Source organism: Pseudomonas oleovorans subsp. oleovorans, from assembly GCF_002197815.1.
Taxonomy (GTDB): domain Bacteria; phylum Pseudomonadota; class Gammaproteobacteria; order Pseudomonadales; family Pseudomonadaceae; genus Aquipseudomonas; species Aquipseudomonas oleovorans.
On record NZ_NIUB01000020.1, the window covers coordinates 26,281 to 47,863 of the forward strand.

Genomic DNA, 21,583 nt, shown 5'->3' on the forward strand with positions numbered 1-21,583 from the left:
GGCAGCTCCTGCGTTAGCGGGTGAATCGTGCGTTTATGCCGATGCCTTTCTACCGCGCCTGGCCTTGGGCGCGGCGGCGCGCTGGGTTTTGATGCGTTCCAACAGCACGCTGGCCGGTTCGTCGTTCGGGTCTTGCGGCACCAGTTCGCCACGGAAGGCTTTGGCCAATATGCTTTGGGTCAGGTGGTCGATACGGCTTTTGGCCGAGGCGACCTTGGCCTCCAGTTGATCGGCGAAGGCGAAGAGTTGATCGACGCGGCGGACGATTTCGGTCTGCTCATGTTTTGTCGGTAGCGGTATCGCGTCCTGTCTCAAGTCTGTCAGGTGTATATGTTGTAGACCTGAGCCGACACCAACCATTTGTGCTTGAACTTGAGGGGATTTGAATGCGATTTCTAGGTAATCACTCATGCTCCGTAAGGCAGGCTTTACGAGTGCCACAGAAACGAAGATGCTGAACTCGGTATTGGTTTTAATTTGTCGTACGACACCGAGAGTTCCGTCCTTTGAGATCAAAATATCACCCATCTCTGGGTTGGCTCGCTTGTAGAACTCCTTGTGGTCTTCAATCGACACAAATTTAGTATCTGTGAAAGATATTTCATTGCCAGCGGTTAGGTTTTTAACTGTGATAAATGGAACTCCTGACTCTTTGTAGTCAGGTTTTTTATGTACGCCATCAACCACTTTGCTGGCTAGGGTATCTACGCTAGCCCAAGTCCATGAGGATGGAATTTCAGGGAGTTTTTCGGCTAATGCTGGAGCTGGGGGATTATATTTTTTCCGCCTTCCAACTCGTTCCGCATCCGCCTGGAGTGCCTTCAAGCGCTCTAGCTCAACTTCTTTGAGTAGACTTGTGATTTCACCTTCGTGAATTGGGTTTTTACTTCGCCATTCCTCCGTCAACCGCCCGGAAACGGCGGCGGCGAGGACGGATTGGCGGAAGCGTTTGAGTAGGGCGGGGATGGCGTCGATGCGGGCTTTGAGGGTGTCGACCTGGGCCAGCAGTTCATCGAGTTTTTGGGCGATGCGGGTTTGTTCTGCGAGTGGTGCCAAGCGTACAGGCAGTGCGAAAAAACGCTCTCGCGTCATGTTCATGCCGCTTTCGCTGATCCCGGTTTTGATTTCGTCGATTTTTTCCTTCAGCTCGGCAGTGCGCAGCAGGTGTGTCAGGAATTTTGGCTCAACATGCTCGGCATTAGGTCTAAAACGGTAGATCTTTCCAGAGAAAATCAGCTTTGAGCGAGTTTTAGGAACGTGGCAGATAACTCCGCATCTAGATCGAGGCCCGGCGCAAGTCATCAACAAGTCACCAGCAGTTACTTCTAGCTCTGGTTTCGGACTGAGTGCGGCAGGAAGTTTTTTGTTCTCTTCCTCAAGAAAGTAGCCATCTTGGACTGCGGTAGTTTTAAGTACGCCCCACTCACCCTGAGGGGCGGGAGTGCTTTCACATTGAGGGCTCCAGCCCTGATGTAAGATTTTTCCGTCACTTAATGGACCTAGTAGGTCTTGCAGCGAGCATTCAGCCCAACCAACTGGCAACTCACTCATCCCCATTCCCCTTAACCACCGCCAATCCCATTACCTCCGCCATCAACTGCTTCTGCGCCGCCACTTCATCCCCTGCCCCCAGCGCCTTCATCAGCTCCTCCAGCTCATGCAGGGCCTCGGTCAGTTCGGCCATGGCCTCACCCGCCAGCACTTCTGGTGCGGGCAGCTCGCTGGCATCCAGGCTGTCGGCATCTTTTAGCCAGCTGATATCCAGGGAGTCGCCGCGCTCGCGGATTTGCTCGCGGGTAAAGACGCGGAAGCGGCTGAGTTCGCCGATGCCTTCGACATTCTCGGCGCGCGGGCTGTTGCCGTTGGGGTCGTCACCGTAGGCCTCTTCAAAGGGCTTGAGGTGTTGCGCGCCAAAGGGCGTGCGCTTGCCAAAGCTGGGCATATTGCTGCGCAGGTCATAGACCCATACGCGCTGGGTGCAGCCTTGTTCCTGGCGTGGGTTGGCGGTGCTGCCTTTCTGGAAGAACAGCACATTGGTCTTGACGCCCTGGGCGTAGAAGATGCCGGTGGGCAGGCGCAAGATTGTGTGCAGGTTGCACTTGTCCATCAGGTCGCGGCGTACCTCGGTGCCGACGCCGGCCTCGAACAGTACGTTGTCCGGCAGGACCACGGCGGCGCGGCCGCCGGGCTTGAGGCCGCGATAGATATGCTGCAGGAAGGCTAGCTGCTTGTTGCTGGTTTTGTAGGTGAGGTCGTCACGGGTCGGGCCGCCACCGCCTTTGGCCGTGCCGAAGGGCGGGTTGGAGAGAATCACGTCCACCTTGGGAAGGTTGGCCCCGATTTGGCCAAGGGCGTTGCCCAAGTGCACCACGCCTTCCTCATCGCCTTCCATGCCATGCAGTAGCGTGTTCATCAAAGCCAGACGTCGGGTGCCGGGCACCAGTTCGATGCCGACAAAGGCCCTGTTGCGCTGGAAACTACGGGCTTTCTCATCGAGGTCATAGAGGTCGTCGGTGTGGCGCTTGATATAAGCGTCGGCGGCAATCAAGAAGCCTGCGGTGCCGGCGGCGGGGTCTTGGATTGTCTCACCGGGTTGCGGTTTGAGGCAGTTGATGATGCTGTCGATCAACGGGCGCGGGGTGAAGTACTGGCCAGCGCCGGATTTGGTTTCGCTGGCGTTCTTTTCCAGTAGGCCCTCGTAGAGATCACCGAGGCCATCCTGACGGGCGCTGAACCAGTCGATGCCGTCCAGGCTTTTGATCAACTGTTCCAGGTGGCGCGGCTCTTTCAGGCGCGTTTGCGCATCGGCATAGATGGCTGCAATCAGCGGATCTTCGTTCTTGCCCAGATCCAGCAGCATCTGCCGGTAGTGATCGAGCAGGTTGAGACCGGATTTGTCGGCCAGATCGGGCCAGCGCGCGCCCTCGGGCAGCTTGTGGGCGAAGCTGGCGTTGTTCTGCACCTGCTCGTATTCCATCTTGATAAACAGCAGCAAGACCAGCTCGGTGACGTAGTCGCTGTAGTTGATGCCGTCGTCGCGCAGGACGTCGCAGAGGTTCCAGAGTTTCTGGACGATATCGGAATTGGTCATGGGGCTTCCTACCAGAAATAAAAAACCCGCACGATTTGTGCTTGGCTGCCGGGGCAGTCAGAGGCATGGCGGGTATGTAGTTGCCGAGGGTAGTGGCCAAGGCGGGGCTTTTCAAGGATGGCCATGCGCGCCTTAGTTACCAGCGGGGGGCTGTAATGCTGTGCGTACCTGGGTGACGGCGGTATTTCGCCCGGCATCCAGTATCTGCCGGGTGAAGAGCGTTGCGTAGGCGGAGGCGTCAGTGTGTCTGCCATCCAGGCGAGGATGCAGGCGAGCCTTGAGCTGTTGGCTGCTCTCGTGTTGGCCTACCGCTTCCCCCAGCGTATCGAGCAAGGCACCCTCAAGGCACTGTGGCTGCCAAAGAATGATTTCATAGCCCTCCTTGGCGGCGCGTTTGTAGTCAGCTTCGTCAGGTGGCAGGTCGGCATCCAGCAGGAACAGGCGGCGGTCATAGTCCTTACCCTGGTACTTGCGAATGGCGTGGGTGATGACGTTGCCCGGTGAGCCGCCATCACCCGCTTCAACCTTGATGCTCATGCCGCTGTCGCGCGGGCAGTAGAGCTGTTTCATATGGGTTACGAAGGCTCGGTCATCCGCCCCTTCGCCCACCACTAGCAGGGTGCTGCGCATAAGGTTGCGCTGCGCCTTGCGCACTGCTCGCTTCATAGATCCGGCACTCCACCGAGGGCGCCCGCCATGTACTTGGCATAGAGGTTGTCGTCGGCTCGCAGGCCCTGAACTTCATCCAGGCGCCAGGCTTCGGAGCACTGGTCACGCTTCTCGCAGAGGTAGACCTGATGCTTTTGCAGATGGTTGAGCAACTCCGGTGTGTGACAGGTGAAGATCAATTGGGCTTGATGCGGATTGCTGTGTTCGAAACGGAACCAGTCGAGCATGCGTGGCATCAGGTGCGGGTGCAGGTCGTTGTCGATTTCATCGATAACGGCGATACCGCCAAACTCCAGAGCGTGCAGGACTTTTCCCAGCAGCACGAAAGCGGACTGCGTGCCGCTGGACTCGTCGAAGAAGTTCAGCTCGAACTCGTGGCCAGCGTTGTTGCGGTGCAGTCCGAAGGCTTCGTGTAGCGTACTGGCGCTGCCATCTTCACGGGTAATTACGCGCTGGCGAATGGCAATGTCGCTCAGGCCAAGGTCAAACTCGCGCATGGCTTCCACCATCCGCACCTTGAGCTGGGGTACCTGCTCATAATCCCTCGCTGCGACAAACACCTCGCCATGCTGGAAGTGGCGCCGGCCCATGGCGTTGACGTTGCTGGTCACCCGCTCGAAATACTCGATGAAAGGTTGCGCTTCGCGAATGTCGTAGCTGTGGGCGGCGGCCAGCAGTGACGCATTGGCACGAATGCTTTCGGCCTGGGCCTTGGGGAAGGGAAAGCCTTTTTGCTTGAAGCTGAAGCCTTCGCCATGACGCTCGCGGCGGAACAGGTAACTGAACTGGCTGCTGGTTCGTTGCAGCAGAACTTCTCGGATCACCAGCCCAGACTGAAGGGCGAGCTGGTAGCGATGTTCGACGCCGGCCAGCAGGAAGTCGATTTCTATGAGCGTCTCTTCAGAGGCGTGCAGGCGATGGGGGCGGTAAAAAATCGCGCTATCCGGGTCATTTTCCAGAAACGAATCACAGATGAACCAACTGAGAAACGCCAGTGGCTTGATGAGCTGTGTCTTGCCTGAACCATTGGCCCCAACCACCGCTATGACTTTGTTCAGCCTGCTGCCATCAGCCAGGTCGATATCGAAGCCGGAGGGGGTGGGTTTCTTGCCGAGGGTGAAGTCGACTTCGGTTTCGCCAGCAAAGCTGTAGAAGTTCGAGATACGCATGGACTTAATCATATTCTTCAGCTTCTAACGAAATTTTGTTGATTCTTGGCTTTAATTGATTATTTGGCAAGCGTAAAAGTAGAGAGGCCTTAGCGTGTCGATGCGGGCGGGTTGCGCTTAGTGCTCCCGCAGCGGGGATAGCTGAGCGGCTGGGGTCTGGGTGGGGACATCGACAGGCCGCATAGCTGTGAGCCGATTAGCAGGTTTATTCGGCTCATTGGGTGAGCCAATTGTGTGGGCTAACCGGCTCTGCGTTTCGTTTCAGCAGCCGGGTACCCGCAGTTGCTGGCCGACAGTGACGGCCGTGACCTGAACCGCGTTGAGGGCTTGCCGGGCAACGGGGTCGAACTGGCGGTTGCAGTTGAACTGACCATCCATAACCCAGTCCTCGCCCATGGTCTTGATCATCTGGTTACGCCAGATATCGGCGGCCTCAATGGCAGCGTCCTCAACCTGCACGGCTTCCAGCAGCACTTCCATAAAATCGACAGCGCGCGGGCCTTCCCAGTGGCCGTAAACGGATGGGTCATATGAGTTGCCGCAACCGCTCAGGCAATCTGCGTGGTAGCTCAAGCCGCCGCCGGAGGCTTGTTCGAACGCACCGAAGGTCAGGGGTTGGCCAGGGGTCGGTGCGTAATCGCCAACGAATTGAGTCAGGTCGGCTTGGCACTGGGGGGTTAGTTCCAGGCGCAGTGTATTGACGGTGCCTTCAGTAATGGTGGCGGTGATGTTGCAGCCCTGAACGCGGAACTTGTGCTCGTCGCCAAAGGACTCGCGAGGGATGCCCGCAATGGACTCGAAGTAGCGCTGGTTGGTGCCGAGCATTTCACCGTTGAATACTTCGGCCACGGTGCTTGCTTGGGCCAGGGAGCAGGCGCCGAGCAGCACGCTGCCAATTAGGGTTTGGGGGAGCTTTTGCATGGGGACTTCCTTGCCGTTGGGTTAGCTGGCCTGGGGCCAGAGATGTTGGTTGAGCGTGTCCAGTACTGTATCCAGGTTGCCGCCCAGGTTGCGATCCAGCGCCTTGAGGCCGCCATCGTTACGGAAGGCATCGTTGACCTGCTGCGGGTCGATGACCACCTCATGCACCAGTTGCTTGGCCAGACGATCCAGCCATTTGCGTTGCACGGGCGTCCAGGGCTGCAGGCTGTATATGGTCTGCATGGCCTGGGCCACCCGCTGGTCGAAGGGCAATAGGGCCTCGCCGATGGCGGCCTGGCGGATATAGCCGATGATGCTGGCGGCGATTTCCTGGTTGGTCTGATTGCGCCAGGCGCTTTTCAGGCTGGCTTCGCTGAAACCATGCTGGTCGAGCAGCAGGCGGACTTCGCGCAGTTGCTCGCGGGTCAGGTCGCGGGGGCGGTTGACCACCACGCCAAGGGCGGCGGACTGGTTGAGCTGGGTGCGAATAAAGTCGTTGAAGCTTTCCAGGTAGTCGGCCGGCTTCTGGTTTTGTCCGTAGTTCTGTTCGCGCACCAACAGTTCGTCGCTGTGGGTGGAAATAACCGGGTAGTTCTCCGAGCCGAGCAGGGCGCTGACGGCGGCCAGTTGGTTTAGCAGCTGGCTGTGCTGGCGGACGAAGTTGGCCGCTTGTTGCGGGCCAAGGTTGTGCAGGTGTTTATGTAACTGGGCCGGCTCAACGCCCCACGCTTCTTGCAGCTCATCGAGCTTTTCCTTCAGCGTGGGTTTGTCCTCGGCCTTGTGCTGGGCCTTGCGCAGGATGCGCATGACGCGCTGGCTCAGTTGGTCGAGCACGTCATGGGCGTGGCTGCTGTCGTCCTGGCTGCCGGGCGCGTCATGGCTGGCGCCGCTGGTGAGCTCGCTGACCAGTTGCTCCAGGCTGATGTTGGGGTTCTTCACCAGAGGCTTCATGGTGTCGACCGCTTCCAGGCTGGCGTAAAGATCGACGGGGTCGTAGATGCGGAATACGGTTTTGCCGATGTCGTCGCAGCGGCGCGTGGCACGGCCTTTCATCTGCTCATAGAGGATGCGCGAACGTACGCGACGCATGAACACCAGGTTGCAGATTTTCGGCACGTCGATACCGGTGGTGAGCAGGTCGACGGTGATGGCGATATTGGGGTTGGGCTCGTTCTTGTAGCGGCGAATAAGCTGCTCAACCTTGTCGCTTTGCCCGGTGATGATGCGCACGGCCGCTTCGTTGTATTGCTCGCCGTAGGCCTCTTTGAAGGCATCGTCGAGCAGGTTTTTGACCCGTTCGGCGTGGGCCTGGTTGACGCAGAAGATCATGGTCTTCTCTTCGCCAAAGGGGTCCAGCTCCTTGGCCAGTTCAGCACAGATGACCTTGTCGAAGGCTGGGGTGATCACGCGGCGGTTGAACGACTCGATGTTGAAGCTGAGTTCATCTTCCAGCTCGGCTACGTCGACTTCGCCGGTTTGGGTGTTGATAACGCTGACCGACTCGCCTTTCTCGAAGCGGATGCCGTGCTTGCTGAGCTGGGTTTCGTAGCGGATCGGTGGTTCGTGATCTACCAGCCAATCGTCGGCCACGGCCTCGCGGTAGCTGTAGGTGTACACCGGTTTACCGAATATCTCACTGGTGTGCTTGGCCGGGGTGGCGGTGAGGCCGATACGGCAGGCGTCGAAGTGGTCGAGCACGCGGCGGTATTGCGAGAGGTACTGGCTGTGATCACGCACGGCCAGTTCGCCTTCGGTCATTTCCTGGTCGAGGGTATAACCCCGGTGGGCTTCGTCGACGATGATGCAGTCGAACTCGCCCACGGGCGGCGGGTTATCCGAGCGGAAGATGCGGCTGACCATGGCTTGCACGGTGGCGACCTGGATGCGCGTTTCTGCCTCGGCGGCCATATCGCCCAGCTCTTTGATGTCGTAGATCTGCGCCAGGGTGTGGTTCTGCTCAAGCGTGGTGTCGTTGAACGCGTCGATGGCCTGCTGGCCGAGGGCGCTGCGGTCAACCAGAAAGAGGATGCGCTTGAAGCGTTCGGCCTTCAGAAAACGGTACATCAGGCCAATGATGGTGCGGGTTTTCCCGGTACCGGTGGCCATGGCCAGCAGGCAGTCACGCTGATTGTTGGCCAGGGCCTGCTCCACGGCCTGGATGGCTTTTTCCTGGTAGTCGCGCAGCTTGAGGTAGGCGAAGCCTTCGGCCTTGAGCTTGGCCTCGGCGTCTGCCTGGCTGCGTTTGAGCAGGTCGAGCAGGTCATTCGGGGTGTGGAAATCAGGCAGCGGCCTGCGCGTGTTGGCCGGGCTACGTAGGTCACGGAACCAGGTACCGGACTGTTCGGCGAGCTGCTTGATAAAGGGGCGGCCGTTGCAGGCGAAGGCAAAGGGCACGCGGAAGTGGCCACCCTGGCCATCGTTCCAGGGTTGCGTTTGACCCGCTAGCAGCCAGGGCTGCTGATGCTCTGTCGCCAAGTTGAACTCACGGGCATAGCGCTCGGCCTGGGGAATACGGTCGGCGATATTGATGCGTTTACGCTTGGCTTCAACGATGGCGATTGGCGTAAGACCGGCGAACAGTACGTAGTCGGCGCAGGCTTTGGGGCTGCTGGTGGGCCACTCGGCGATGGCCTTGTTCTTGCCCCTCTCCGGACGTGCACCCTTGCCGTAGGTGAGGTCGAGGGAGTCGGCCTCCCAGCCGGCGTCGATCAACTGCTGGTCGATCAAGATGCGAGTCAGGTCTTCGGATAGGTCGAAGCTGCTGCTGGCCTGCTGAGTCAGCTTGGCGACCTGTTGGCTGGCTTGTGGCTGGGCTGCCAATTGCTGCTGCAGAGCTTTGAGGCTTTGCTCGTGCTCACTGCGCAGCTTTTGCAATGCGGCTTCGTGTTCGGCGGCTAGCTGCTTATGGCTGCGTGATTCGGCATCCATCTGCTCGGCAAGCACGGCGTATTCTTCGGCTTCCTGCTTGAGCAGGTCAGCCAACTTCTGGTTGCTCTCCAGTTGCTGGCTGGACTCGCTGAGCTGCGTCTTGAGCTGTTCGATCTGACTTTGCAGATCGCGCAGCGGAGCGCTGGGATCTTCGGGGGTGACGAAGGGGCCAGGTTTGAACGCATGAGCATTCTTGCCGAACGACTGGTGATACCAGATGGCCAGAGCACGGGCGACCTTCAGCCCATCCATGGCCTCACGGTGCTGGGTGCGGAACTCGTGGGTGGCCTTGTTGCCCTCGACGCGCAGGGTATGGAACAGGCTACGGATGTTCTGATCCAACTGGATCTCGCGGCTGAGCTTGTAGAGCAGGTCGGACTGCGTGGTGGTGGCATCGAACTCGATGCCGGCGCGGCTGGCCAAATCCTGGGCCAAGGCTTCGCCGAGTTGACGCAACTTGATCAGGGTGGTGTTGGGATCGCTGGCGAAGACCTGCTCGGCTGTGCTCGCAAGCTGCAGGAATACAGGATCGTGCTCCTGGAGAAAGGCGAAATTACTGCTGGCTGCCATGGTCGATCCTTCGGTTACGTTCCACTCATTACGCCAAACGGGCTCTATTACGCGTAAGTGGCTGCAGCTTAACGAAGGTGAGCCGAGTTTGGCCATGGCACTGAGTTGCTCAGTATTCAGCTTTGCCCGTGCGCGGCAGGCCACGGGCCTTCCTCAGCCGCGTTTCACTTTGCGCTCCATGCCTCATAGCCCTGACGCGCAATTTCCTTCTGCGCTAGGTCGTTTTTAGCGCCGCCCAGTTGTCGCAAGGTCAGCAACATTTCCAGCAGTACGCTATCCATGCCTTGCAGGCCGTTACTGCCTTGGGGCTCTCCAGGTGCCAGATCTGTCATCCGCTCGACTGCTCGCCTGAGCATCTGCAGCTCATCCATGACGGCATCTTCGCGTTCCAGCCGGTTGCGTAGGTAGGTGCTCAGCGGTAGCTCTGCTGCCATCGCCTGGGCCTCGTACAGCTCTCGTTTTTCCACCGTCAGGCGGAGTGGTATTGCGTCCGCTAGTCTCATATCTCTCCGTAGTCGCCTCCGTTTACAGCTGCCCCCTTGTAGAATGGGGGTTCCAGCTTGGTGTGTAGTCGCCTCGCAATACAGCTTAAATGGCCTATTTTTAGAAAAATCTAATAAAATCAATGCCTTGGGTGCGCCTGCAAGGTGCGTATGGTGTATAGCAAAAAAGCTGTGTTTTAAGGGCAGCCAACATCCCCAAAATACCTCGTTTTTTAAGGGGAACTGCTATCAAGAGGGTCTGTGTAATCCCCAACGGCTTGTCCGTTGGCAGAGGTAGCTCAAAAGTAGCAATCAGGTAGCAGCTAAATAGCAGTTAAGTAGCAGTTAGATAGCAAGAAAGAAGCAGATCACGCATTTATCAGGCAGGGATGATGCAAAAATCATCCAGGAATGATGCAGAAATCACTCAACTTTGATGCAAAGCACTCCGGTCGAAGATGAATGCATTCTGAAGACAGAAAGACAACAGTTAGAGAACACTTAGAAGACAGAAAAGCAACAGTAGGCAACTGAAAGACAACTGGGAGACAACAAGAAAGCAACAGTCTGGTGCTGCGTTGAATACAAAGCCTACCTCCTGCCGCTAACTACCATCGCCTTAAGCTGGCTTCTTGCGAGAGTGGCTGCTGTTTTTGCTCCTTGGGTAGTCGGGACAAAGTCGCCGCTACGATGGCGCTGTAGGAGCCCATGAAAATACTGAATGGGCGACTGCGTTATGTGACCAGGACGCGCCATCGCTTTGGACAGCTCGGCCAGCAGAAATCTTGCTTCCTGATCCGGTGTGTTACGTAGCAAAACGTTAATTTGCTCCCGCTCGCCTGTGGATAACTGCCCAAGTGGCTCGGGCTCCGGTGTAGTAGGGTTAGAGTTATAGTTACTGTTAGTGTTAACCCGCCCCCTATCGATAGGGTATGGATAGGGTATCGATACCCTATCTGTGGAGCCTTCATCTGCTGCCGATGAAGGGCTAAAAGCGTTGGAGACGAGCCCTCGGAGCTCTCCGTTCTCGGGGAGCCGTTGGATCAAGTCATCGGTGTAAAGCGTGCGCCATTGCTCGGGTAGCTCCCGAATCTGGTTGAATGTCTTCTGCCGAAGCGTTGGTCCTAGGGCCATGCGCGGGGAGTTGTGATCCCACCAGATGTGAACCCACACGTAGCTCTGCTCTGGCTCGTATTCGATGAAGCCCGCATCTTGTAGCCGGCGCAAAATCGGCATGAACTGGGATTCGGTATCCCAGCCCATTTCAGACGCAGCAATGCGCGGAACAATCTGGTAAGCGCCAATGATGTTGCTGAATGGGCAGGTCAGCAGATAGGTGAGCGTCGACCTGTCTTCCTGAGTCCTGCCAGCCATTTTGGGCGACCGCCAGAATGCAGAATCATTGATAGTGCGTTGCCTGCTCATGCGCTGGCCTCATCAATCAACCGCGCAATGCCTTGAGTTTTGAAGTAAACACGGCGCCCGATTTTAAGCCGGGTATCCCGCAGTTTTTGGGCGAGCTCAGAGTTGCCAGATAGAGTTATGCGTAATCCATCTTTGCTTCGATGAAGAATATCTGCGACTTGTTCAATTGAAAGTAGAGGTGACCCTTGAAATTTATCAAGTAGTAGTTGTTCAGTGCTCAATTTATATTCTCCTGAAGCATTGTTTAGAATAATTTCGTTATCTAACGATTATGTTCGCTAGATGAAGATGGCTTCAGGTTACTTTGCGCTTTTAGATTTGGTCAAATCAGAAAAGTCAAATAGTATTTACAAGCGTTGACAAAAAGTGTTGTGTTTTTGCGCTTCTCTGTTTAAGTAGTTTTACTAAATTATTGTTTTTATTAATTTTTGTTGTTTTTTGCTTTTTACATATCGTTACGATTTAATTTTTTATTTTCTGCTTTTGGTCGCCTCGCAGTGGGGCTTTGAGGCTAAAGCGTGGTTGTGCACTAGATCGGCCTCCATTTTTTGCGTGGACTTGTCTGCGCAAAAATGGAGGAATGTCTTTGCTTGGGCCTCATGCAGCCTACGGTTTGGTTTGCTCAGCCAGTCTGTCGAGCCTGCCAACAAGATCCTCCGCTCTCAGGTGCGTGTAGCGCTTCAGCATCTGCATTGACTTGTGCCCGCTAATGGCGGACACCTCCTGATCGGATAAGCCGCCCTCGACTAGCCGGCTGACTGCTTCATGGCGCAGATCGTGGAAGCGCAGATCAGGCATGCCGAGCTTGGTTTTCAGCAGCCCCCAAGTCTTGGTGAAGGCGTAGGGGCCGCGCTTGCCGTTTTTGCCTGGCTCGCCAAAGAACACCAGGTCGCAGTCAATCGGGCGTATCGGGTTGTTCAGCGCCGCCTGGAAGGTCTCTGTAGCCCATTTGCTGAGCGGGACAGTGCGCGCGCTGTCGTTCTTGGTGTCTGAGAGGCGCACCACGCGCTTTTTCAGGTCGACCTGATGCCGTCGCAGGGATGTGATCTCTGACGAGCGCATGCCCGTTTCCAGAGCGATGCGGACGATCCAGCCAAGCATTGGGTTGCTGTGATTGTTTACGGCGGTCAGCAGGCGGCGTTCTTCTTCTGCAGACAAGCGTCGGTCGCGACCTTCGCCTGGGCTCGGTTTGCGGATGTTCAACACCGGGTTGAAACTGAGGCCCAGGCCCCATTCCTGAATCGCCACGGTGAAAAGGTGGCTGAGCAGGGCCAGCTCCAGGCGCACGGTGTTGTTGCTGGTTGGCTTGCCGCGATTGGTGATCGAGGCGAGGCGGGTATCTCGGTAGCCGGCGATGATCTCGGCCGAGAGGGCTGCCATGGAGTATTTGCCCAGGTGGCTGATCAGTTGTTGGGCTTTGGTGGCTTCGGCTCGCTGGGTGGTTGGCTTTTTGGTTGGGCTGATTTCGCTCAGGTAGCGCTTTAGTGCCATTTCCAAGGTCATGCGCTCGGAGCCGCTGCGCTGGATGTACACGCCCCTTACCATTTCGTCTTCGGTACGGCGTGCCCAGTCTTCGGCATCGCGCTTGGTGCGGAAGGTCTTGGTATTGGTCGGCCAGCCGGTTTTACGTACCAGGGCCTTCCAAGTGCCTGCATCCGTTTTGACGATGGTGGCCATCTTTCCCTACTCCAAAGGCGCGCCGCTGTACCGGCACTGTACTGAATTTGTACCTTTGGACTATAGGACTGGTCTAGCTGTTTTTCTTACGGACATGAAAAAGCCGCGCAGTGCGCGGCTTTGAAGGTGGTGGGCCCACACGGACTCGAACCGTGGACCAAAGGATTATGAGACAGTAAAAAGCACGTTTCTGGTCGTTTCCCAGCGTCTCCCGAAAAAAGCCGATTTAGCGCGTTATCCTGAAATCAAGGGGTTAGGTGTTTCCCCTTGGTTCTGGGTATGGCCGGTCATGCCCTAAGAAACGGTACGCAAAACGGTACGCAGAAATGGCAGAGACATCGGGCAAGGCGAGTAGTAGGAAATTTCTGACAGATGTGGAGCTGAAGGCGCTTAAGCCTGGTCAGACTGCCACCGATTCACTGCCAGGCCGAGGTAGTGGATCAATCTTGTTCGACTGCCGTGCCTCTGGGGCTGTCGAGGCCTACTACCGCCGCCGCGATGAAGGAGGCCAGCAGAAGATTAAGCTGGGTGTCTTCAAGAAAACACCGAAAAGCCCCGGTCTCTCACTTACTGAGCTTCGCGAGCAAGCGGTACGTTACGCAAAGATCGCGGCAGAGCATGGTGACATTAAGGCTTACCTAGCCAGATGTGCTGCCGAGGAAGAGGTCGAGCAAGCAGAACGCCAGCGCCAGCTGCATGAGCAGCAGCGACTTGCTGCAATAGAGGCTTCAAAAGGCACTTTGTCCGAATTGTTCCGGGATTACATCGAAGACCGTCGCCGTGATGGTGTTTCAGCTGCGCAGATCAAGGAGTTCGAGCGTGTGCTGTCTAAGGATCTGGAAGGCGAGAAAGTTGTAGCTGTGAGCAAGGAAGGCCAAGAGGAACGGCTCGACATCATGCATATGAAGGCCAAGGATGTCAGACCGGAGCATGTGAATCTTCTGCTGAAACCCATCTGGGACAGGGGAGCTAGGCGTCAGGCAGGCAAGGTTCGTTCGTTTCTCGTTGCTGCTTTCAATTTTGGTCTAAAAGCTGAGCATCACATCGACCGAAGTAGTACTAAAAGCTATGGGCTTCAGATGAATCCTGCGGATCCAGTGACTGTCCCGAACACGTCAAAACCTGGCGAGCGCGCTCTGACTGATAAGGAGCTGAGGCAATTTTGGCACACCATTACAAAGGTCGATTCGGTTGGTGCGATTATGGCGCGTGTCTTTCACTTTGCTTTTGCTACTGCAGGGCAGCGTCCCCTCCAGTTTATTCGTGAGCCCTGGACCAGCTACAACTTTCAAAAGAAGTATTTGAAGATCATCGATAGCAAAGGGCGTGGCAGTAAAAAACGTGCACACTTCGTTCCCTTAAGCCGCAGAGCCTTGCAGGTACTCGAACAGGTTCGTGCCCTGCAGCCTCCAGGGGCCGTATACCCCTGGAGTGTTGGTGGACAAAAGCCAATTCACGCGTCCAGTTTGTCTCATGCTGTGAGCGAGTGGCTCGCTACTGACCACGCCAAAATGAACGGCCAGCCCATCCCAAAATTTAGCCCGCGTGATATTCGGCGCACATGCACGCAGTTCATGCAGCGTAACGGCATCAAGGATTTCGATAGTGACGCGTTGCAGTCACACGGACAGACAGGTGTTGTCGTTACGCACTATCGCAATAACCCTGAAGCGAAATTGCCTCAGATGCGCCCGACCATGGAGGCTTTCGATGCCGCGCTTAGCTGCTTGCTCGATAGTCCTGATGAGGATGAGCATCAGGCTGAGCAGCTGGATTTGTTCGAGAATGGATAAGTTTCAGGAAAGTCAAGTATTTTGTTGCGTGGCCTAGATTGCTGTGGAAATATACAGGTGTGAGGTTATCCGGAGCCTCTAGGTTTGCTGCTGTGACGTTGTCTACTTGATGCGCAGCGGAATTGGAAAAGTAGAACTAATGCCTGGAAGGCATGATCCGGCAGAGCAGTCAGCTATGAGGAACGCATTACCACCGCAGTGCCCACATGAATCCACCAGCCTCTCTTTCTGGGAGGTGGGTTATGTCTGAGATGATCCTTCTGGACTTCAATGCGGTTAGCCGCAAAGTCGGATTGAGTCGTAAAACTATCTACTGCCGTATCCGAGAGGGTGACTTCCCGAAACAGGTGAAGATAGGCCGAGCAAGCCGCTGGCTGCAGCATGAGGTCGACGACTGGATAACCAGCGTCGCTGCAGCAAGATAGCGAAGTCACAGTTGCTGGGCTGCCGGTATATGAAGGCAGCCCAGCCGTCTTATCGATCAGAAGCTCTTGCTGACACTGGCCACTACTGTCGCGTCGCAGATGTCATCAAAGCCCAGATAATTGACGCACTCACTGTCGCTCATGTCCGTATCGACATACGCCAGGCCCCAATTTAAGCCCACCATCTCCTTGCTGATTTTCGTTTCCCACTCGTTGTAGCGGGAGCGGGTTTTCCCAGAGTTTGAAACCAATACATCATCCTTATAGTCCACTTGGCCGTAACGCATGCTGATCAAGGCTTCAAAGGGCAGTGCGGTCTCATAGCCTAGGTAGGTCCAGGTGTAGGCGTCTTTTTGATCAGCTCCGAAGTTACTGGAGTATTGATGACCCACCAGAAAACCGTATGCGTTCAGGATGGCGTAGGTTTCTGAGTAGTTGAGTCCGCCGGCGTTCTCGTAGACGTATTTGGCATAGCCAATATCGAGGCTGATAGCGTCATTGATCTGCAAGAAATAGCCGGCGTAGTAGTCGATCTCCTGGCGCGTCTTGATGTCAAAGCCAAAATCGACGTTGGATGTCCACAGGCCGGCATACAAGCCGCTGCTGTGCGATAGGGTGGCGGATGCCTGCAGGGCGGGGTCGCCGAGGGTCTGCGATTGGCCACGGGAGCGATAATCACTGACCAGTTCAGCGCTAAGCGCCAGGTCGAATTGGTCGTTAAGGGTCACGGCCTGAGATGGCAGGGTGAAGAGCAGTGGCAACAGGACGAGGAGGGAGCGGAGTAAATTGTTCATCGAGTGGTTCCTGAATTCGGGCAAAGACGGCCCATCCGACCGCCTGGGGCGGCCGGTGGGGTATCAGTGGGTGTTAGGCGGTGCTGGCGACTGGCTCAGCAGTAGTCTGTTGTTGGCGAATCGCAGCCAGGGGTGCTAGTGCGGTCAGCAGGGTGAGCAAGATGACCCCTGCAATGCCCCATCCGACCAAGGCAAAACCACCACTCTCGGCAAGCAGGCCGGTGAAGGCAGGACCCACAGCAATGCCTAAGGTCAGGAAGGCGCCGGAGGCAGCGGCGATGCGGCCTTCGCGATCCAGTTGTGCTGCCAGTGCGGTGAGGTAGGCCAATGCATAGAAGTAGGTGGTGGAGATCATCATCACCGCAATGGTGTACATCTGCTTAGAACTTTCGCCCAGCACATAGCCCAAGCTGACTGCGCCGCTGGTGAGAATGCCAATGATCACAGGTGTGCTCATGCCGAAGCGCTTGCCAATGATGGCTGCAGCCAATGGGCCGAGCAGGCCGATCACGGACTGTAGAGAGAACAGTTTGCCCAGTTCATCGCCGCTGTAGCCGACATTGATACCGACCTGTTCTACAAAGGCCCAGCCCATGGTGTCGCGCATGGAGAAGAAGAACATCGCAGCCATCATGCACACGGCCGTCACCGAGAACAGGTTCTGATGCTTTGCGCCATGGTGGAAGTGTGGAGCGTTGGCGTGGAATATTGCCTTTTGCGGCATGAATACGATGAGCAGCAGCATCAGCGTATTGGTCGCGGCAATGGCGTAATACAGGCCAGCCAGACCGTTCTTGCCCATCGCGTCGGCGAAGGCAATCATCACAATTGCCATCAAGCCTACGAACAATATGTTCATATGACCAGCAGCTTTATCTGGGTCTTTGGCACTGGATACCGATGCATTGCCGCAAGCCAGGCATAAGCCTGCACCGATGCCGGCGATACAGCGTACTGCCGCCAGCCAGTACACATCGGTAATGGATGCCGATACAAGGTTGGCCGCAATCACGACCAGGGCCCCACCTAAGGCTAGGGTGCGGCGCGGCGCGCGGCCCATAGCGGGAGCGACCACCAGGGACGCAAGCATGGTGAATATAAACTCAGCGGACATCAGGAAGCCTGCCTGGGCAGCATCCAGACCAAGGTCATTCATGATCGCGCTGATCAGAAAGGGCAGTGCAAGTAGGTTGAGGATGCCAACGCCATAGGCGGCAGCAAATGCGGAGAGGACGAGTCCCCAATTATCGGGTAGGAAATGACGCAGGTTCTTCATGATAGTGCTCCAGTTTTTGTTGGCAGTTTTAGGCACAGTGAAAGCCCTGCATGAACCAAACAGGGCGAGGGTTCCGTCTTAGCGGCTAAGTGGTTTTTCTGGGTGTTCTGCGTCCACCGGCAGGCCATCGTCGTATTGCGACAGCCATGCCACCGACGCGTCGCGATAGCGGGTGAAACCCTTGTAGTCGACCAGTTGCTGATCGAGCGTCTTGAGTACCCTGTGCATGCGCTTGGCCCATTGCGGTGCGAATTCGGCCAGTTCCGCCAGGCTCACTAGGTAGGTTCTGATTGGGAACAGAATGGCGTTGCTGCGTGGCAGGCGATGCAGGGGTTGAAGTTCGATGCGGAGATTTACCAGCTCGCCAGCGTTTTGTGCAGTCACGATGGTGCGGTCAGGCGCCCAGTCCGGCAGGGTTTCTGCGGAGGTTTCCAGGCGTGGATGCACGGTCACTGACCAGTTCACCCGGCGTACCGGGTGGCCGGCGCGCAAGCGCAGGAGGAACTTTAGCGCACGATCAAGAACGCCCAGCTCCTGAACCTTGGGTACAGGGCCGTGGAACTCCATGAAGCTCATGCCCAGGTTGAAGCGCAGCGAGTAGTCCGCACGCTGGGTGGCCATGCCGGCGCCAATGTAGAGGGTGTTGTCACGTTCCTCTAGAACCACGAACTCGCCTTGAGCCTGGCGAGTGATGTACTCCAGGGGCTCCAGTGGCAGCGTGCTTGGGTCACCGAAGATAAAGCTCTGATCCAGCCCCAGCAGGCGGTTTACCCAGCGCCACTGGCTGCCGTTTTTCTCCAGGCTGAAGTGTTCCGGGAAGTTCCGTGCGTAGGACTCCATGATCAGTTCCAGCACATCCCACTGTGCTTCCATCATGTGTGGTAGCGAGGCGTAGTGGAATCCCGGATGCTCTTCCAGTGCCTTGGCCCGCTCGGCGCATTCACTGATGTAGTGTTCATCGATATCCAGTGCTGCCTTCATCGCGCCTTCGCCGACGCTGACGTGCGGTTCCAGGTTCATCGAGTACATGTACTCGTCTTCCGGGTAGGGGAAGGGCAGGCGCAGGACGGCTTCACGGCTGTTGCGATAGCTGTAGTCATCGCGATAGGTTTCTTTTGTTTTGAAAGCTGTGTTCATATGTTTTGCCCCAAATTAAAGATCGACGACTAGGCGATTGCCACAGGCCCGTGAGACGCACGGCATGATTTTCTTGTTGGCCTGTTTGTCCTCATCGGACAGCCAGTCGTCGCGGTGCTGAATCTCGCCATCGAGTTCAAGAACGGTGGTTTCGCAGTGACCGCAAGCGCCACCCCGGCATAGATAGGGTGGATGGCGTCCTGCCGCTTCGAGAGCTTCGAGCATGGATTGATCCGGCGACACTTCCACAGTGATGCCGGCACGTGCCAGGGTGACGCTGAAAGCCTCGCCGGTTGAGCCCTGTTCGACAAAGCGCTCGTAGTGGATGTGGCTGTCGGTCCAGCCAAGTTTATGGGCGGCGTCGACGGTATCGTCGATCATTCGTCCTGGACCGCAGACGTATACATGGCTGCCCAGCGGACGATTACTCAGCACGTTGCTGATATTCAGTGTTTCGCCTTCTCCACCGATATAAAGATGAACGGCCTTGCCATAGCGCTTCTGCAGTTCGCGACCGAGGCCGGCATGTTCCGGGCCGCGCACGGCGTAGTGCACCTCGAAGGGCAGATCTTTCACACGGAGTTCTTCAAGTTGTGAGAACACTGGTGTGATACCTACACCACCGGCGATGAAGAGTTGCAGGCGGGCGTGCTTGTCCAGTGGGAACAGGTTGACTGGTGCGCTTATCTGCAGGGCGTCTCCCTCACGTAATGTGTGGACCAAGCGAGAGCCGCCTCGGCCATCTTCGACCCGGCGAACAGCGATTTGGTACGAACTGGAGTCGTAAGGTGATCCCATCAGTGAATAGGCGTTACGGATGGTCTGCTCACCGTTCTTGAGCACCAGCACAATATTGCTGCCACCGGAGAATGGTGGAAGATGGTTGCCGTCTGGAGATACCAGGGTCAGGCGGCGGATTTCAGGGGTGACATCCTCAAGGCGCGCAATACGCACGCTGAGAGTTCCGTTATTGAACATCATGTGTCGAGTTCCTCCGCTTCGGGCAGTTCGCCTGGAACTTCACCATCGGCCTTGACTGCCTGGAAGGCGGCCAGACGGCGCGAGTAGTGATCCCGGACGATTAGATCGACCCCACAGCCGGGGCACTTGAACAGGCGTTGGGTGACATTTTCGGTGTAGGTGTCGCAGTGCACACACCAGATACGCCGTACCAGCGTGCCACTGTTTTCGCGCAGAACTTCATCTCGGTTCAGGTCGAATGTATTGGCCACTTGCATGGCCATGCCGATAAAACTTTCAGAGCCGCATAGATACAGACGGGTACCCATTGTGGCCTGGTTCAATAATGCACTGAGGGCATCGAGCAAAGCCTGATTGCTACTGAACTCACGCAGTTCGCCGACCGAGTAGTCGCGCAGCGAGCCCAGGTGGTTCTGCCCGGAGAAGGATTCGGTGGAATAAAGCAGGGTGGTGGCAAGGCGCTGGGCTTCGGTCATTTCGCCAAGCAGGCGCAGCATGGCCTTACCACCGCTGCCCTGTGCAACGAGCACGTGGCGCAGGCCACCGGCCATGGGCCGCAATTGGTCGTAGACCGGCCGGCTTTTGATTCCTGTAATTAGCATTTCACTAAGACCTCTCATGTATCGACGGGGGAGCATGCCGCTACTCGGGGCGAGTGTTTGCCCTAGCCTGTGAAACAAAGCAGGAGTCATGCCATTCAACATATGGTTTCATATGTATTAATTTTCAGGCACTTCCACCTTGCCGTGTTTCTCAAGATGCTCCGCTATGGGGCATTTCTACTCATTAGTGCTTCGTTTGGTAGCGCTACCTTCGTATCAGTGTTTCACCATGACGTGGCGAACCACCGTGTAGTCTTCCAGACCATACATGGACATGTCCTTGCCATAGCCTGACATCTTCATGCCGCCATGGGGCATTTCGCTGACTAGCATGAAATGGGTGTTGACCCACGTGCAGCCATATTGCAGGCGGGCTGCCAGGCGATGGGCGCGGCCCACGTCACCAGTCCATACCGAACTGGCCAGGCCGTAGTCGGAATCATTAGCCCAGGCCAGAACTTGCTCCTCGGTGTCGAACTCAGTGACCGATACCACCGGTCCGAATACTTCGCGCCGCACGATTTCATCGTCCTGGCGAGCGCCGGCCAGTACTGTCGGTTCGACGAAGAAGCCCGCGCGATCGGCTGCCTTGCCACCGGTTATCACACGAATATGGGGAACGGTCTTGGCACGTTCGAGGAAACCGAGCACGCGGTCACGGTGGGCGGCGGTGATCAGGGGACCGAGTTCTACGCCATCTTCATCTTGGGTGCCCAGTTTGATTGTGCCGACCGCTTCACCGAGTTTGGCCACGAATTTTTCGTAGATACCTTTCTGGGCATAGATACGGCAAGCGGCTGTGCAGTCCTGACCGGCGTTGTAGAAGCCAAAGGTGCGAATGCCTTCAACGGCGGCGTCTATATCGGCGTCGTCAAAGATGATCACAGGCGCCTTGCCACCCAGTTCCATGTGAGTACGTTTCATGGTTTCTGCGGTACTGGATACGATGTTGATGCCGGTGGGAACGGAACCGGTCAGTGACACCATACTCACCTTCGGGTGTGTGGTCAGGGGCTGACCAACGCTCGGGCCGCGGCCGAAGACCACGTTGATGACGCCGGCAGGGAATACCGGTGCGATAAGTTCGGCCAGTTTCAACGCCGTCAGCGGTGTCTGCTCAGACGGCTTGAGTACTACGGTGTTACCAGCGGCCAGTGCTGGCGCCAGTTTCCAGGCAACCATCATCAGCGGGTAGTTCCAAGGCGCTATGGAGGCTATCACGCCGATCGGATCGCGGCGGATCATTGAGGTATGACCCGGCAGGTATTCTCCGGCAGCAGAGCCCTGCATGCAGCGCACGGCGCCAGCAAAGAAGCGAAACACGTCGGCAATCGCCGGCAGTTCGTCACCGAGGGCATTGGTATACGGCTTGCCGCAGTTCTGCGATTCCAAGCGTGCCAGCCCTTCGGCATTACTCTCAATCAGATCGGCAACCTGTAAAAGCAAGGCAGAGCGTTGCGCCGGCGAGGTCTGTGACCAATCGGCGAAGGCGGCGTCAGCGGCCAGAACCGCTGCATCGACCTGATCTGCACTGGCTTCGGCTATCTCTACCAAAACAGTGCCCAGTGAAGGGTTGAAAATCGGTTGAACGGCGCCTTGACCGGGGACCAGTTCGCCATTGATAAGCAGCTGAGTTTGCATTG

The 21,583-nt window shown here is 56.7% G+C and carries 18 protein-coding genes; 2 read left to right on the forward strand and 16 right to left on the reverse strand.

The window, feature by feature from the left end:
- Window positions 1-33: 33 nt before the first annotated feature.
- The 10 genes from PSOLE_RS23740 to PSOLE_RS13405 form a co-directional block, all read right to left on the reverse strand.
- On the reverse strand, window positions 34-1,551 hold the full coding sequence (locus tag PSOLE_RS23740) for a restriction endonuclease subunit S (RefSeq protein WP_074856537.1): 1,518 nt from the start codon (window positions 1,549-1,551) through the stop codon (window positions 34-36).
- The gene (locus PSOLE_RS13365) at window positions 1,544-3,091 is read right to left on the reverse strand and encodes a class I SAM-dependent DNA methyltransferase (protein ID WP_074856469.1); all 1,548 of its coding nucleotides are present in this window, start codon (window positions 3,089-3,091) and stop codon (window positions 1,544-1,546) included. The genes PSOLE_RS23740 and PSOLE_RS13365 overlap by 8 nt, the downstream gene beginning before the upstream one ends.
- 132 nt (window positions 3,092-3,223) lie before the next feature.
- Window positions 3,224-3,757, reverse strand: coding sequence for a hypothetical protein (locus PSOLE_RS13370; protein WP_244597222.1), 534 nt, complete (start codon window positions 3,755-3,757; stop codon window positions 3,224-3,226).
- Window positions 3,754-4,929: an AAA family ATPase gene (locus tag PSOLE_RS13375; protein WP_244597221.1), complete on the reverse strand. Its 1,176-nt coding sequence runs from the start codon at window positions 4,927-4,929 to the stop codon at window positions 3,754-3,756. Before PSOLE_RS13375 ends, PSOLE_RS13370 begins: the two co-directional genes overlap by 4 nt.
- 261 nt (window positions 4,930-5,190) lie before the next feature.
- Entirely contained in the window at window positions 5,191-5,850 is a 660-nt protein-coding gene (locus tag PSOLE_RS13380) for a hypothetical protein (RefSeq protein WP_074856463.1), read from the reverse strand.
- A 21-nt stretch (window positions 5,851-5,871) separates the two neighbouring features.
- The gene (gene hsdR, locus PSOLE_RS13385) at window positions 5,872-9,348 is read right to left on the reverse strand and encodes a type I restriction-modification system endonuclease (RefSeq protein WP_074856460.1); all 3,477 of its coding nucleotides are present in this window, start codon (window positions 9,346-9,348) and stop codon (window positions 5,872-5,874) included.
- A gap of 164 nt (window positions 9,349-9,512) precedes the next feature.
- Window positions 9,513-9,851, reverse strand: coding sequence for a hypothetical protein (locus tag PSOLE_RS13390; RefSeq protein ID WP_074856457.1), 339 nt, complete (start codon window positions 9,849-9,851; stop codon window positions 9,513-9,515).
- Window positions 9,852-10,421: 570 nt separating this feature from the next.
- Entirely contained in the window at window positions 10,422-11,255 is an 834-nt protein-coding gene (locus PSOLE_RS13395) for a hypothetical protein (protein ID WP_074856454.1), read from the reverse strand.
- Window positions 11,252-11,476 carry a plasmid-related protein gene (locus PSOLE_RS13400; protein ID WP_074436846.1) on the reverse strand — a complete coding sequence of 75 codons (225 nt, stop codon included), beginning with the start codon at window positions 11,474-11,476 and terminating at the stop codon, window positions 11,252-11,254. Before PSOLE_RS13400 ends, PSOLE_RS13395 begins: the two co-directional genes overlap by 4 nt.
- Window positions 11,477-11,861: 385 nt before the next feature.
- Entirely contained in the window at window positions 11,862-12,932 is a 1,071-nt protein-coding gene (locus PSOLE_RS13405; RefSeq protein WP_074856451.1) for a tyrosine-type recombinase/integrase, read from the reverse strand.
- A 446-nt stretch (window positions 12,933-13,378) separates the two neighbouring features.
- On the opposite strand from PSOLE_RS13405, the gene PSOLE_RS13410 reads away from it, so the two are divergent.
- The gene (locus PSOLE_RS13410) at window positions 13,379-14,725 is read left to right on the forward strand and encodes a site-specific integrase (protein ID WP_169713324.1); all 1,347 of its coding nucleotides are present in this window, start codon (window positions 13,379-13,381) and stop codon (window positions 14,723-14,725) included.
- Between the two features lie 242 nt (window positions 14,726-14,967).
- Window positions 14,968-15,150, forward strand: a complete 183-nt coding sequence (locus PSOLE_RS13415; protein WP_074856447.1) for a helix-turn-helix transcriptional regulator — start codon at window positions 14,968-14,970, stop codon at window positions 15,148-15,150.
- A gap of 56 nt (window positions 15,151-15,206) precedes the next feature.
- Here the strand turns inward: PSOLE_RS13415 and PSOLE_RS13420 are convergent, their stop codons facing one another.
- The 6 genes from PSOLE_RS13420 to PSOLE_RS13445 form a co-directional block, all read right to left on the reverse strand.
- Window positions 15,207-15,944 carry a TorF family putative porin gene (locus PSOLE_RS13420; protein ID WP_074856443.1) on the reverse strand — a complete coding sequence of 246 codons (738 nt, stop codon included), beginning with the start codon at window positions 15,942-15,944 and terminating at the stop codon, window positions 15,207-15,209.
- Window positions 15,945-16,017: 73 nt separating this feature from the next.
- Window positions 16,018-17,220, reverse strand: coding sequence for an MFS transporter (locus PSOLE_RS13425; protein WP_074856440.1), 1,203 nt, complete (start codon window positions 17,218-17,220; stop codon window positions 16,018-16,020).
- A gap of 78 nt (window positions 17,221-17,298) precedes the next feature.
- Window positions 17,299-18,357, reverse strand: a complete 1,059-nt coding sequence (locus tag PSOLE_RS13430) for a heme-dependent oxidative N-demethylase family protein (RefSeq protein WP_074856437.1) — start codon at window positions 18,355-18,357, stop codon at window positions 17,299-17,301.
- A 15-nt stretch (window positions 18,358-18,372) separates the two neighbouring features.
- Complete coding sequence (locus tag PSOLE_RS13435; protein ID WP_074856433.1) at window positions 18,373-19,338, reverse strand: PDR/VanB family oxidoreductase; 966 nt, start codon at window positions 19,336-19,338, stop codon at window positions 18,373-18,375.
- Entirely contained in the window at window positions 19,335-19,940 is a 606-nt protein-coding gene (locus PSOLE_RS13440; RefSeq protein ID WP_074856430.1) for a dimethylamine monooxygenase subunit DmmA family protein, read from the reverse strand. Before PSOLE_RS13440 ends, PSOLE_RS13435 begins: the two co-directional genes overlap by 4 nt.
- 216 nt (window positions 19,941-20,156) lie before the next feature.
- On the reverse strand, window positions 20,157-21,581 hold the full coding sequence (locus tag PSOLE_RS13445; RefSeq protein WP_074856427.1) for a gamma-aminobutyraldehyde dehydrogenase: 1,425 nt from the start codon (window positions 21,579-21,581) through the stop codon (window positions 20,157-20,159).
- Window positions 21,582-21,583 lie beyond the last annotated feature (2 nt).